We start from the raw sequence: 14,163 nt of genomic DNA on the forward strand, positions 1-14,163 counted from the left end.
CGAGATTCATCTCTATTAAAATCATCCCTAGCTGATCACATGCTGCTGATTCCGTTGGGCAAGGTGGAAAGAAATACTGTTTATAAGCGGTATATCGTTATTTTTCTGGGCTTCCCGAACCAGTTGTTTCTTTTTTTGTTCTGATTCACGTAAAAATCGGGTCATCCATAAATCAGACGGTTCGTTCATAGTTGTCATGCGAGATTCTTTTATCATCTATTAACCCTCCCAGTGAGCGGCTGTTATTCTTTTTCTAGTATATATTCCAAACCTTAATAGATGCTGTTGGTTTCCTTAAAATTAGCTGAAAATTAGGTAAAGTTCAGGTAAAAACAGATTAAATCTATATCTAGTTGGCCGAAAAGTAATAAAGAATGAGTCATCTGGTAGTAAAGGTTACAAAAATGTATTGTTTTGACACCTTGTACCAAACTAAGCCGAAAAGTACAATTAGATTGCGAATAGATAGTGGAAATTTATGTCGAAAAGGGTGGAAATGATTCGAAGAATGCACCGAAAAGGGAGAGATTCATCTATGAAGCAAAAAGCGGCTGCCGTGCTGCTTGTGTTGTCCTTATCATTAGGCTTGGTCTCGATTGTACAGGCTGACAGTTCATCAGGAAGTGCAGCAGCAAGTACGTCAGTTACTTCATCTGCTGCGGCTACATCGAAGACCGCCTCCGTAACGGGTCAGGCTTTACCTCCATTAACGCTCAAGCAGGCAGCGGAATGGGCACAGACGAATAGCTACAACAAGCGTACCGCCGAGCGGGACGTGGAGCGTCGTAGAATAGAACTGAAAAATGCGGAAAAGGATCTGGGAAATGAATTCGTCGATTTTATAGATGGTAAATATGTTGGCAGTGAATCATCCTGGAGAAATTATAACTCTTCGACGTTATCCTATTTAGCCAGCAAAAAGCAGGCCCAGTTCGCCAAAGATCAGATTTATTTTAACGTGATGAAAAGCTATCAGAGCGTGTTTGTAGCAGAGAATAAGGTGGAAAATGATCTGGAAGCGCTTGGAATTGCACAAGCGGAGGAAAAGATTGCACTCGCCAAATTTGCGCGCGGCAAGCTGTCTGGGTATGCGAAAAACGAGAGTACACAGGCCAGAAGCCAGGCGGAGCAGACGGTCGAGCAGGGGAAAATTGCTCTGCAAAAATCGCGTGACGCTCTTAATTTTCTGATGGGCCAGCCTAACGGAACAGCCTATGAAATGGTGGATCGACCAGTGTACAAGGAACCGAAGAATCTGGATATCGAAATACATATACAACAGCTGATGGATATGAATCCGAACTTGTGGAAGCTGGAGGATGGCATCAAGACTTCAGAACTCAATGTGAGGAATTTCGATTTTAACAGCGGTCCAGGTGCTTACGATCTAGCCAAAATGGACGTGGATACAGCCAAGGAGGAACTGGGTAAGGCTCAGCAGGATTTTGCCGAATCGCTCCGCAATTTATATGCCACGGTCAAGGAAAACCAAAAAAAATACGCTCAGCTCGAAGAAAGCCTGCGCACGGCGAAAGAGGGGCTGGAGCTGTCCCGCAAAAAGTGGGCTAGAGGCTTAATTATCGAGCTGGAGCTGAAAAACAGTCAGTTGAAGGTAGACCAAATTGAACGGCAAATGGAAGAACTGGCGATTGAGCTGAGTCAGAATCAATACACGTTGAGCAAGCCATGGAGCACATAAGGAGGAAACAAAGTTGGCAGAAGCGGTTTTAAACGATGCCTTGTTAAAGTTACGAAGAAAACGGAGAAAAAAGTGGATCTGGACTGCGGTTGTGCTACTGGTTATAGGCGGGGGCGGAACAGCAGTATATTGGAAGCTGCCCAAAGAGCAGGCTGTACCATTAGTTCAAGACGAGACGCTTAAAGTGGAGCGCGGGGATGTGAGCGAGAAGCTGGATATGTCTGGTACCGTGCAGGCTTCCAAGGAAGTAAAGCTGAATTTCACAAGTGCAGGCGAAAATAAGCTGGCGGTGGTAAATGTGAAGGCCGGAGACAAGGTGAAAAAAGGACAAGTCCTGGCTCTTCTGGACAGTTCTGAAATTAAGTTGCAAATCCAGAGCGCATCCGATAATTTGGAAATATCCAAATCCAAGCTGATTGAATTGGAGAAGGGGCCAAAGGCGGAGGATATTGAAATTCAGAAGACGAACGTGCTTCGGGCTAAAATGGCTGTCGATAGAGCGCAGGAATCATTTGAGCTGGAAGAAGCGGAAAGTCAGAAGAAGGCTTCCAAAAAGCAGCTGGAGCAGGCGCAAAAGGCATATGAAGATCAAAAGTTTTTACATGATGCCGGGGCGGTGTCCAACAGTGAAATGGAGCAGGCAGAGCAAGCACTGGATAAGGTACAGACAGATTATAACGGTTTGGATTTACAATTTCGCAAAATCATGTCTCAAAAACGTCATGCCATCGCAGACGCTGAAATTGGCTATCAATCGGCTATGGCTGAGCTTCGCAAAACTGAGATTCCGGCCGATGCCTCCAATATCCAATCCGCACGGATTGAGGTTAGAAGACTGACCACCGAGCTGGAGCAGAAAAAAAATGACCTGAACAAACTTCAGGTCACGGCACCGTGGGACGGAGTCATTTTAAAGGTGGACGGGGATGTCGGAACCAGTCCGACAGCTCCTTTTATCGTCATGAATAACTCGGATTCCAACGATCTTAAGGTGGTTGTGAAGGTTAGTCAGACCGACATTGTCAAGGTGAAAAAAGGACTTTCAGCGGTGTTATCCACCAATGCTTATCCGGGTGAGTCGTTCCCTGGGAAGGTGCAATTCGTCTCGCCGGAAGCCTCCACAGATGAAGGCATGACGACTTATCTGATGGAGCTGTCCGTTCATGATCCGAAGGGCAAATTGAAAACGGGCATGATTATGAATGTCGCTGTTATTATGGGGGTACACAAAAATGTGTTGTTCGTACCAGCGACTGCGCTAAGATCAGAGGGGGGACAGGACGGCGTGTATGTTCCCTCTAATAACTCTGCAAATCCAGGGGCGCGCACATTCAAGCCCGTAGAACTCGGATTTTACACGCCAGATCGAGTCGAGCTCAAGTCGGGTGTAAAGGAGAGTGACACTATTATTGTGCCTGCTCCTGAACCTCCGCCGGACCCTTCCGCTATGGGCGACATGCAGGGAGGCTTTTAAACGGGTATGAGATACGTCATTCAGATTGAGGATTTGAAAAAAGTGTACCAGGTCGGAGATCAGGAAATTCATGCCCTGCGTGAGGTACAACTTGATATTGCTGACGGTGATTTTGTTGCGATCATGGGACCGTCTGGATCAGGCAAGTCCACGATGATGAATGTCATCGGTTGTCTGGATCTGCCTACCTCGGGACAATTTTATTTGGACGGTTATTCCATACTGGATGCACGTGAGGATGAGCTGGCTATTATCCGTAATCAGAAAATCGGATTTGTATTTCAAAAATTTCATTTGCTTCCGAGGGCAACGGCATTGGATAATGTAGAGTTGCCCATGATCTATGCCGGGATATCAGCCAAGGAGCGGCGCCTGCGGGCCATTGAGGCGCTAACCCGTGTGGGGCTGGGCGATCGGATGAACAACAAGCCGAACGAGCTGTCAGGCGGTCAGCAGCAGCGGGTATCTATTGCGCGCGCACTTGTGAACAATCCGGTCATCCTTTTGGCGGATGAACCGACAGGCTCATTGGACTCCAAAACAAGCATTGAAATTATGGGGATTTTTCAGCGTCTGAACGACCAGGGCAAAACGGTTGTGCTCGTTACTCATGATCAGGAGATTGCAGAATACGCCAAGCGTCTGATTCATTTTCGCGATGGGCAGATTGAAGAGGATCAGCCTGTTGGGAAACGAAGGATGGCGGCAGAGGAAGTGAAGGCATGAAATTTCGGGAAATTATCCGGGTATCGCTCAACAGTTTGCGAACCAATATGCTGCGATCCTTGCTGACCATGGTGGGCATTATTATCGGAGTGGCCGCTGTGATCATGATTGTAGCCATCGGTAAAGGATCAACGGCTACGATTACGTCGCAGATCAACAGTATGGGAAATAATCTGCTAATAATCTATCCTTATGCCCCATATGATGGGTCCAGCTCCATATCGTTCAGTCAGGAGAAGGGAATATCTCTGGAGGATATCGGTGTGCTAGAGCAGCAAAAAGCCGTAGCCGAGGTAGCTCCAAGTGCCATGACCAGTGCGGGTATTACGTGGAGTCGCAATAAGGTCGACGGGCAAATTGAGGGGACTTCGCTGGCATTCGTTCATGTGAGAAAGCTGTCGCTCGCTCAGGGCAGGTCGTTTACCCACTATGAAGTAGATAAACGAATGAATGTGGCCGTACTTGGGAGTGATGCGGCCCGTAATATTTTTGGCCCGGATGCTTCCAGGGCGGTCGGTGAGACGATCATGATCAAGCAGCTTCCTTTTAAAGTGGTCGGTGTGCTGACAAATTCCAATACCAATATGAGTAACAGCGGGCAGCAGGTGTATGTGCCGATTACAACGGGGATGGAACAGCTGGGCGATATGAGCATTCAGCAGGTGAATGCCTCTGCAACAACGGAGGAGAAGATTGATCAGGCAAGTGCTGAAATCCGGCAGGTGCTGCGTGCCAGGCATGAGCTGAAGCCATCAGAGGGCGATGATTTTCAGATCATGACCCAGACGGGAATCTTAAAAACAGTGTCCGGGGTTGATCGGATTATGAATATGCTGCTGGCCGGTGTAGCTGCAATTGCGCTTGGCGTTGGTGGTGTTGGCATAATGAATATTATGCTGGTGTCCGTCACGGAACGGACGAGGGAGATCGGGATTCGCAAGGCGATTGGCGCGCAGCGCAGTGATATTATGCTGCAATTTCTGACCGAGGCTGTTTTTCTCAGTCTGATGGGCGGACTGGTTGGCGTTATGGCGGGTCTTGGGGGCGCGAAGCTGCTGGAGAAATTTGTCCATATGCCGATTGTGTATACGATGGAACCGGTGCTGTACTCTTTTCTGTGCTGCATGGGGGTTGGTGTGCTGTTTGGAGTGTACCCGGCGCGGAAGGCGTCCAAGCTGCATCCGATTGATGCTTTAAGATTCGAATAAAGGAGCGGATACTTCATCTAACTCGAAATAGCAGGGTGTGAAGTATCCGTTTTTTGTGTGTGGTATAAGTGCTTTAAACGATAAAAAACTATCAATAACCGTTTTAATTTTATATATGTGATGTTTTATATGCTTTTATAGGTTGATTTATAATCATATATGACGTATTATATTTAATATCAGATAGCAAGGAAAAAAGGAGGGGCGTTCATCATCGATCTTACGGCGAGACAAGTGGAAATTTTAAACATTGTACAAAAGCATGCCCCGATTACCGGTGATCAGATTGCGGAAATGCTCAATCTCAGCAAGGCGACCATTCGGACCGATCTGTCCAAGCTGGGCATTCTGAATTATATAGATGCGAAACCCAAGGTTGGTTACTTTGTCGGAAAATGGGGCACGCCGAATCGGGAGGAAAAATTCCGACTCATGCAAATGAAGGTCGGCGATCTTCACGGGGTTCCAGTCATCGTACGTGAAACAACAACGATTCAGGAAGCTGTGGTTGCTCTTTTTCTGGAGAATGTGAGTAACCTGATCGTTACCGATGAAGATGGGGATTTGGCGGGGATAGCTTCCCGCAAGGATCTGCTCAAGGTTACGTTAGGCAATCCGAATGCGGCGACCATCCCTGTTAGCCTCGTGATGACCCGTCAGGCAAATATCGTCACCGTTTCCCCGGAGGACACGGTTCTTAAGGCAGCGCGCAAAATTATTGCCCGTCAAATCGACAGCTTGCCTGTCGTCGTCCCTTCCGATTCCGACAAACCAGGGGAGCACTGGAAAGTCGTGGGACGCATTACGAAAACGAATATTATTAAAATGTTGCTCGATATGGTAGCAGAGGATTAGTGGGAGGAATCGAATGGTTCAGGCGCGCAGTTATTTTATAGCGATCTGTTCAGACTCGATTGGCGAGACGGCGGAAGCCGTCGTTCAGGCGACCATGCGCCAATTTGAGCTACCGGACACAGAGATCAAGAGATTTATGAATGTAAGAGATGAAGACGAATTGAGCCGGGTGATGGAAGAGGTGGCCGAGCGTAAAGGTTTTGTAGCCTATACATTGGTACAGCCGGAGTTGAGAGAAGCAATGAAAGAGGAAGCTGTCCGGCTGAATGTGCGGGCCGTCGATATCATGGGCCCGATGATGCAAGCGTTTGCCGATACGTTCCATGATGATCCGAAGGAAAAACCCGGTCTGCTGCATCGGATGGACGAAAATTATTTCCGCCGTGTGGAAGCCATGGATTTTGCGGTTCAATATGATGATGGCAAAGATGTGAGCGCCATTCTCAAAGCAGATATTGTACTGCTTGGCGTATCCCGTATTTCCAAAACCCCTTTGTCGATGTTTCTGGCCCATAAAGGCTTTAAAACGGTCAACATTCCCATTGTACCGGAGCTGACCCCACCCGCACAGTTAAAGGATGTACAGCATGGTCGGGTGTTTGGGTTGACGATCCAGCCGGAGTTGCTGTTAAAAATACGCAGTGAGCGACTCAAGGTGATGGGATTGCCCAACAATGTGCAATATGCTACAGCGACGCGGGTGGAGGAAGAGATTGCGTATGCGCAATCCCTGTTTACGGAATTAGGTTGCCCGATCATTGATGTCACGGATAAAGCGATTGAAGAAACAGCGGGTTTGATTATCAAGATGGTATAGAAGCGTAACTGCTTTATAGATAATAGTTGCCGTAGGATATAGGAGATTAATAGATAAATAAAGATAGAAGTAAAGCTGCTCTAAAAATAATGATTTGCCTAAGGGTAACAATAATTTTTAGAAGAGGTGGAGGGATAGGTATGGAGAGTCAACTGGCATTGGAATTCGTTCGGGTTACAGAGGCAGCAGCGTTGCAATCGGCGCAATGGATAGGACGTGGAGATAAGAACAGCGCGGACGAGGCGGCTACGGTAGCCATCCGCACTCATTTTAACACAGTATCTATGGACGGTACGGTCGTCATTGGCGAAGGAGAAATGGATGAGGCTCCGATGCTGTATATCGGGGAAAGAGTAGGCAATCGCAGAGGGCCGGCCATAGACATCGCTGTCGACCCGCTGGAGGGAACCGAAGCGGTGGCGAATGGATTGAACAACTCCCTCTCGGTCATTGCTGCTGCCCCCCGTGGCAGTCTGCTCCATGCTCCGGATATGTATATGCAAAAAATGGCCGTAGGCCCGGCACTGGCTGGAAAGCTGTTGCTGGATGATCAGATTCCGGCTACTCTGTCAAAGGCCGCACGGATATTGGGTAAATCCTTGTCCGAACTTACTGTGTCCATTCTGGATCGTACACGTCACGCCGCAATCATCAAGCTGCTGCGGGAAAGCGGCGTTCGGATCAAGCTGCTTGGGCATGGAGATGTAATGGGTGCAATTGAAACATGCCTGGATAGCGGCGTTGATCTGCATATCGGATCCGGTGGAGCGCCTGAAGGTGTGTTGGCTGCGGCAGCACTGAAATGCATGGGTGGAGAGATTCAAGGTCGTTTGTTGCCTCATGGTGAAGAAGAGATCGAGCGGTGCAAACGTATGGGCATTGCTGATCCGGGGGCTTTATTGTCCATGGAGGATATGATCGGACGTAAAGACGTAGTGTTTGTGGCTACTGGCGTGACACCGGGCGAGTGGCTGCAAGGGGTTCGTTCCCTTCCGGGTCATAGAGCGGAAACCCATTCGGTCGTGATGAACTCGGAATCGAAAACGATCCGCTTTGTACGGAGTATTCACCATACGGCTGACTCTTCAGGAACGCTCGCGGCAGCCGCATCCTCTTAAGTCTTCACAGCTACTTCAAAGGCCAAGTCAAAATAAGCTTAAAAACAGCAAGCCTCTCACCACATAGAGACTTGCTGTTTGCTGTTTCCGGTTCGTTTGCCGATTGCAGAAGAGCCAGAACCAAAGATATAAATTTCCTTAAAATTTACACTTTTGAAGGAAGATGAAAACGTTTCTATAAATGTTTGACAAGCAAATTCATAGCTTCAGGGAAGAAAAATTTAATCTGAACTGAAATATTTAGACGGAGAGTCAAAAAAAAATCATAAAAATTAGTTCTATAGAACTATAAAACAGTATTACTTATTAAAAGATTAGAAAGTTAATAATTTGGATTGATGAAATTCAATCACATAAAATAGGAATTTAAGGATTGTTGCAGAAAAAGGCGAAATTTGTCGGATGATATCAGACTGAATTTGTTACATTTATGTTAATGCCATGTAAAGGTAAAATTGTTGTAGCACAAGGCTTTCGGACTCTATTGCAATCATAATAATTTAAAATTTATGAAAATCTAAAGCTTCGTTTTGAATCAAATTACATCATAATCAGCAGGCAACTCATGCAAAAAAGTGAAATTATTGCTTTTAAAGCCTGAAAATAAATAGCATAATATGGGTTTTATTTTATTTTTATGAACTCTATCAATTTAGCTCTTTTGTCCCATGTCAAGTGGTTTTAAAGTTTGTATATTTAAAAATGGATAGAAAGTGTTGGAAGAAAAAAAGAGATATAAGGATTTAATGTAAAATTCAGAACTATATAGAGGATGGAGGAATTCATATGACAACTCGGTCACAATCTTGGTTTGCGAAAACCGCGTTCCATCCGGCTGAGAAGCTCCAACTATTTTGCTTCCCTTATGCCGGTGGTGGCGCTTCTATATTTAATTCTTGGAAGTCTAGACTTGCGCCCGACATTACGGTGTTGCCTGTACAGCTTCCAGGACGTGAAAGCCGCTCAACAGAGGCTCCAATGGACACCATTCAGGACATCGTGCAATCGTTGATTCCCGCTATGGCTCCATACGTACATAAGCCGTTTGCTTTTTTCGGACATAGTATGGGAGCACTGATTGCATTTGAAACAGCACGGCAGTTGTATAGCAAAACCGGGATATTGCCTGTCCATATCATCATATCCGGTAAATCTGCACCACATCTTCCGTATTCCAAAAAACAACTTCATGATTTAGCAGACCAACCTTTCACCGAGGAGCTTCGTTTGATGCAGGGAACACCCGAAGAAGTACTACAAAATGCAGAGTTAATGCAAATTATTATGCCCCGTCTGCGTGCGGATTTTAAGGTGTGCGAAACGTATGCTTATCAGTTAGGGGATCCATTGGCCTGTACGATGACCATTTTCGGCGGCATGAAGGATTATCAGGTGACCACGGATTCACTCCATGCCTGGCAGCAGCACACCACATCATCCATAGATGTGCGAATGTTCGAAGGTAATCACTTTTTCATCCATGAACAAGAGCAAGAAGTGATCAGCGCAGTCGTAAATATTTTATCCGCATCTTCAGCTCTGAACCACGCTGTCGCAGCACATACATCTTACAGCACCAATACCCTACAACCACGATTCAGGCAGAGCTAAATGTCCCACACATCACGATACACTACGTTATTAACATCTCGGCAACCATTCGACAGCGAACCCACCACCATGATGCATTCTCAGCATAATTCAAGAACGATTTCATTCCATGAAAACACCCCTACATCCAGAGCCAGAGTTTATCTAACGGTGTCCATTGCAACTTAAAAAAGTTCGCACTGCGAAAGTGTGAGCAGTGAAAAAGAGGGATGTCCTTGTTTCGATCTAATTCTGCTTTTCGGAGACTCGTACGTTATGTAAGACCGTAGATTTAGCGGATCAACCTTTCACCGAGGAGCTTCGTTTGATGCAGGGAACACCCGAAGAAGTACTACAAAATGCAGAGTTAATGCAAATTATTATGCCCCGTCTGCGTGCGGATTTTAAGGTGTGCGAAACGTATGCTTATCAGTTGGGGGATCCATTGGCCTGTACGATGACCATTTTCGGCGGCATGAAGGATTATCAGGTGACCACGGATTCACTCCATGCCTGGCAGCAGCACACCACATCGCCCATAGATGTGCGAATGTTCGAAGGCAATCACTTTTTCATCCATGAACAAGAGCAAGAAGTGATCAGCGCAGTCGTGAATATTTTGTCCGCATCTTCAGCTCCGAACCACGCTGCCGCAGCACATACATCTTACAGCACCAATACCCTACAACCACGATTCAGACAGAGTTAAATGACCCACACATCACGATACACCACGATACACAACATGATTAACATCTCGGTAACAATCCGACAGCGAACCTACCCCCATGATGCAATACCCAGCATAATTCAAGAACGATTTCATTCCATGAAAACACTCCTACATCCAGAGCCAGAGTTTATCTAACCGTGTCCATTGCAACTTAAAAAAGTTCGCACTGCGAAAGTGTGAGCAGCGAAAAAGAGGGATGTCCTTGTTTCGATCTAATTCTGCTTTTCGGAGACTCGCACGCTATGTAAGACCGTACAATCTATGGGTCCTCATAACGGTGATCGCCTCCTTATGTTTGGCAGCCATAGACATTATTTTGGGTAAGGCCATTGAGCAAATGGCACAGGGGACATTCTCCTCCGCCCAGAACATGATCTATCTGGTTGTTGGTATGACGCTAATTGGAATGCCCTGTAAGTTTGTGATGAGGTACGCTTCAGCGCGATTTAGCGTTAGCGCTCTGCGCGACCTGAGAGGCGACCTCGTACATAAGTTTTGCGGTTTGCCGGTTTCAAGTGTGGAGAGGAAGTTCACCGGAGATTTAGTATCCCGTCTTACGAACAATACGGCGGTGTTACAGAACTTTTTTATCCAGCAGTTTGCCAATCTGTTTTATTTACCGCTTGTGTTTACGGCATCATTAACGTTGCTTTTACTGACAAGCTGGAAACTGATTTTGGCAAGTCTTGCGCTTATGCCTGTAGGAATGATCATAACATCATTGATGAGTAAGCCGATTGAAAAATATTCTGAGCAGCTTCAGGAGAAAATGGCTCATTTGAACGCAGTGGGGCAGGATGCGATCGGAGGAATTCCGATCGTCAAGGCATTCAATATGCAGGCTGTGCTGTTGAAGAAGTATATGGTGATTATGGAGGAGGTCGTCAAGCGTGGTTTGCGGCTGGAAAAACGCTATGCTTTCATTACTCCAGTAGGTGTGATGATGCTGGCAACACCGATTATTTTGGTCATTGTGTACGGAGGATACCTGATTCAACATGGAGAGCTGAATGCTGGAGGCATTGTCCTATTTTTATATCTGATTTCGTTCATATTGCAGCCCATTTCCATGCTTCCGACGATCATCTCGCAAATGAAGGAAGCAGGGGGAGCGGCGAAGCATTTGTTTGAGCTAATGGATTGGCCGGATGAACGTCAAGGTGGCGAAATCACTACAGTTGGTCAAGATGGAGGGGATAAGGCCCGTCGTTTGGAAGACGATGCAAAAACCAACGATGACGCTGCTGTGGTCAGCTTTGAGCATTTGACCTTTGGCTACAACGAAGGGAGCACAGTGCTGAAGGATATCAGCTTTCAGGTAGGACAAGGTGAAACGGTAGCGATTGTCGGAGCCAGCGGTGGCGGCAAAAGCACGATTTTCAAACTGCTTTGCGGATTTAATGAGCCGGGAGAGCATGCTGGAACCGTTCAACTATTTGGAAAGAGTTTGACAGATTGGAATTTAACAAGCCTGCGCAGCCATATTTCGATGGTATCTCAGGAGCCGTCGCTTTTTCCGGCCACCATTGCAGAAAATATCGGATATGGACGTCTGGAGGCGACCCGGGAAGAAATTGTCGAGGCGGCGAAAGCGGCACATGCGCATGATTTTATTGTTCAGCTTCCCGAGGGCTATGAAACCCTTTTGAGCGAGCGGGGAGGCGGATTGTCCGGCGGACAAAAGCAGCGTATTTCCATAGCAAGAGCATTGCTGAAAAATGCTCCGCTGCTTCTACTGGACGAGCCAACTTCAGCGCTCGATAGCCAGTCGGAGGCTCAGGTGCAGATCGCGATGAATGCGGCCATGCAAAACCGGACGGTACTGGTCATTGCTCATCGACTGTCAACCGTGCGTCAGGCGAACCGGATTATTGTACTCGATCAGGGGAGCATTGTGGAATCGGGGACCCATGACGAATTGCTAGGCCGTGATGGTGTGTACCGAAAGCTGTATTTGCAAAATTTCGAAGAAGAACAGCATACGGTGGAAAACGGCAATTCAATGCCGGAGGAAAGGAGTGAGCATCGTGACCTTCAAGCAGGGGTTTTATGAGTTAAAGCAGTTGATGTCCCTGATGAAGCCGCACCGGAAATGGTATTTTACCGGGCTGATTGGCAACAGTCTAACCAATGCGAGCATCACGATTTTACTTTCCTTTGTGGTGCATTATTTGCTGAATTTTGCGGTTAATGGCGATGTGCAGGAGCTATATCGGGCGGTTTATTTGGTCAGCGGTACATTTTTGGCATTAAGTTTTATTTCCCCGCTGTGCAGCTACATGTATAAGCGATGTGTGAAGCTGGCGATTGCCGACGTACGGATGAGACTATTCGGGCATATCGTCAAGCTATCGTATGAAAAGGCCGAAAAACGACATTCGGGTGATCTTGTATCCCGCATGACGAACGATGTACAGGCGTTGGAGCAGGCTTACACCGTTCATATTCGCTCGATTATACTGGAAGTTTCGCTTTTCTTTGGCTCACTGGTCATTATGATGGCGCTGGATTGGCGATTTGGAATTATGGCGGTTTTACTGGGGCTGGCCTCAGCTTGGGTAAATTCTCATTTCGCGAAGAAGATGCGACAGACGAGTGAAGAGTTACAGGGACGGATGAGCAGCTTCACGGAACGGTTGAGTGATTTGCTTTTTGGTTTGCAGACGGTGAAGCTGTTTGGATTGCGGAAAAAGGTAGGCGGACTTTGTAACGATGCAAGCGAGGACATAAACAGCATCAGCATCCGGCAGGGACGCCATATGGGCTTGCAGGATATGTGCAATTTTATCATTGAATTCATTACGCTGGGCGGTGTGCTTGTCGCCGGACTGATTCTGGTTTCGCAGAAGCAAATGGAGCTGGGAGCGCTGGGACAGATTGTGCAGCTGCAAAGCGGTATTTCCATGGTGTTTTTGCAACTGGGGGCGGCTGTATCATTGTTGCAAAACTCTCTGGCGGGTTTGGCGCGTATCCGCGAAATTCTGGATGAGTCGAAGGAAGAGGAGCACTTTCCAGCGGTGAAACAGAAGGAATCGCGGGCTGCGCTTATCGGCCCGGAGGAGGCAACTTTATCGACCAGTGAAACTAAGGGACCCGATGGTGATGTTGAGACCGTGGGCTCAGGCCACGCCATTGAACAAGTTCCGGCTGCTCTGGAGCTGCACGACATCACCTTTGGCTATCAGCCGGACCGTCCAACGCTGCGAAAACTGAACCTGATCGTGCCGGAAGGGCAGGTAACTGCGCTTGTCGGGCCGAGTGGTGGTGGCAAAAGCACAGTTATGAAGCTGTTGCTGGGCTTTTACCCACCGGATGAGGGTGTGCTGTGGGTCCGTGGTCGTTCGGCAGGAGAATTTCGGTTGGATGAGGTCAGGGATTTGATGGCCTATGTACCACAGGAGGCTACGCTGTTCCACGGTACAGTAGCGGATAATATCCGTTTTGGCTCACCGGATGCCACGGATGAGGAAGTAGAGGCTGCGGCCAAAACGGCCTATGCCAGCGGCTTCATAGCCGAGCTGCCGGAGGGTTACGACACCATTGTCGGTGAACGCGGAGCCAACTTGTCCGGCGGTCAAAGACAGCGGATTGCGATTGCCCGTGCTTTGCTCAAAAATGCACCGATTTTGCTGCTGGATGAAGCGACCTCTGCTCTGGATGCAGAATCGGAATACGAAGTCCAGCAGGGCTTGAATGAGCTGATGAAGGATCGTACGACATTAGTCATTGCCCATCGATTGTCTACAATTGAGCGGGCGGATACGATCTGTGTCCTTGCCGATGGCGAGTTGAAAGAGCAGGGATCTCATGACCAACTCCTTGCCGAGGGCGGTCATTATGCGGAGCTGTATGAGCTTCAGTTTCAAAAGCATCCCGAGGAACAAACTGCATAAATATGCGTTGTTTCTTTTTACCCATATCTAGTTTGCGAGGAGAGAGAAGT

11 protein-coding genes and 1 pseudogene are annotated in these 14,163 nt (G+C 47.4%); 11 read left to right on the forward strand and 1 reads right to left on the reverse strand.

All coding sequences use genetic code 11. The features are described from left to right. Positions 1–27 precede the first annotated feature (27 nt). Entirely contained in the window at positions 28–216 is a 189-nt protein-coding gene (locus tag ACWGOO_RS17370; RefSeq protein ID WP_452485424.1) for a hypothetical protein, read from the reverse strand. A gap of 319 nt (positions 217–535) precedes the next feature. Between ACWGOO_RS17370 and ACWGOO_RS17375 the strand changes: the two genes are divergently transcribed. The 11 genes and pseudogenes from ACWGOO_RS17375 (at position 536) to ACWGOO_RS17425 (ending at position 14,113) form a co-directional block, all read left to right on the forward strand. Further along, complete coding sequence (locus ACWGOO_RS17375) at positions 536–1,699, forward strand: TolC family protein (protein ID WP_452485426.1); 1,164 nt, start codon at positions 536–538, stop codon at positions 1,697–1,699. A 13-nt stretch (positions 1,700–1,712) separates the two neighbouring features. Continuing rightward, positions 1,713–3,173, forward strand: a complete 1,461-nt coding sequence (locus ACWGOO_RS17380; RefSeq protein ID WP_452485428.1) for an efflux RND transporter periplasmic adaptor subunit — start codon at positions 1,713–1,715, stop codon at positions 3,171–3,173. Between the two features lie 6 nt (positions 3,174–3,179). Further along, a complete protein-coding gene (locus ACWGOO_RS17385; RefSeq protein ID WP_452485430.1) occupies positions 3,180–3,899 on the forward strand; it encodes an ABC transporter ATP-binding protein in 720 nt (239 codons plus the stop codon). Further along, positions 3,896–5,107 carry an ABC transporter permease gene (locus tag ACWGOO_RS17390; RefSeq protein WP_452485432.1) on the forward strand — a complete coding sequence of 404 codons (1,212 nt, stop codon included), beginning with the start codon at positions 3,896–3,898 and terminating at the stop codon, positions 5,105–5,107. Before ACWGOO_RS17385 ends, ACWGOO_RS17390 begins: the two co-directional genes overlap by 4 nt. A 234-nt stretch (positions 5,108–5,341) precedes the next feature. Further along, complete coding sequence (locus ACWGOO_RS17395; RefSeq protein WP_452485434.1) at positions 5,342–5,962, forward strand: helix-turn-helix transcriptional regulator; 621 nt, start codon at positions 5,342–5,344, stop codon at positions 5,960–5,962. 13 nt (positions 5,963–5,975) lie between these two features. Continuing rightward, positions 5,976–6,779 (forward strand): pyruvate, water dikinase regulatory protein, encoded by an 804-nt coding sequence (locus tag ACWGOO_RS17400; protein WP_452485436.1) that lies wholly within the window; start codon positions 5,976–5,978, stop codon positions 6,777–6,779. A 140-nt stretch (positions 6,780–6,919) separates the two neighbouring features. Further along, a complete protein-coding gene (glpX, locus tag ACWGOO_RS17405) occupies positions 6,920–7,897 on the forward strand; it encodes a class II fructose-bisphosphatase (protein WP_452485437.1) in 978 nt (325 codons plus the stop codon). 786 nt (positions 7,898–8,683) lie between these two features. Further along, positions 8,684–9,508 carry a thioesterase II family protein gene (locus tag ACWGOO_RS17410; RefSeq protein WP_452485439.1) on the forward strand — a complete coding sequence of 275 codons (825 nt, stop codon included), beginning with the start codon at positions 8,684–8,686 and terminating at the stop codon, positions 9,506–9,508. Positions 9,509–9,794: 286 nt separating this feature from the next. Next, positions 9,795–10,196: pseudogene (locus ACWGOO_RS17415) on the forward strand (thioesterase II family protein); the annotation flags it as partial. 226 nt (positions 10,197–10,422) lie between these two features. Continuing rightward, positions 10,423–12,273, forward strand: coding sequence for an ABC transporter ATP-binding protein (locus tag ACWGOO_RS17420; protein ID WP_452485441.1), 1,851 nt, complete (start codon positions 10,423–10,425; stop codon positions 12,271–12,273). Then, on the forward strand, positions 12,248–14,113 hold the full coding sequence (locus ACWGOO_RS17425) for an ABC transporter ATP-binding protein (protein ID WP_452485469.1): 1,866 nt from the start codon (positions 12,248–12,250) through the stop codon (positions 14,111–14,113). Before ACWGOO_RS17420 ends, ACWGOO_RS17425 begins: the two co-directional genes overlap by 26 nt. The last annotated feature ends 50 nt before the right edge of the window (positions 14,114–14,163 follow it).

The organism is Paenibacillus sp. NPDC055715, assembly GCF_053617595.1.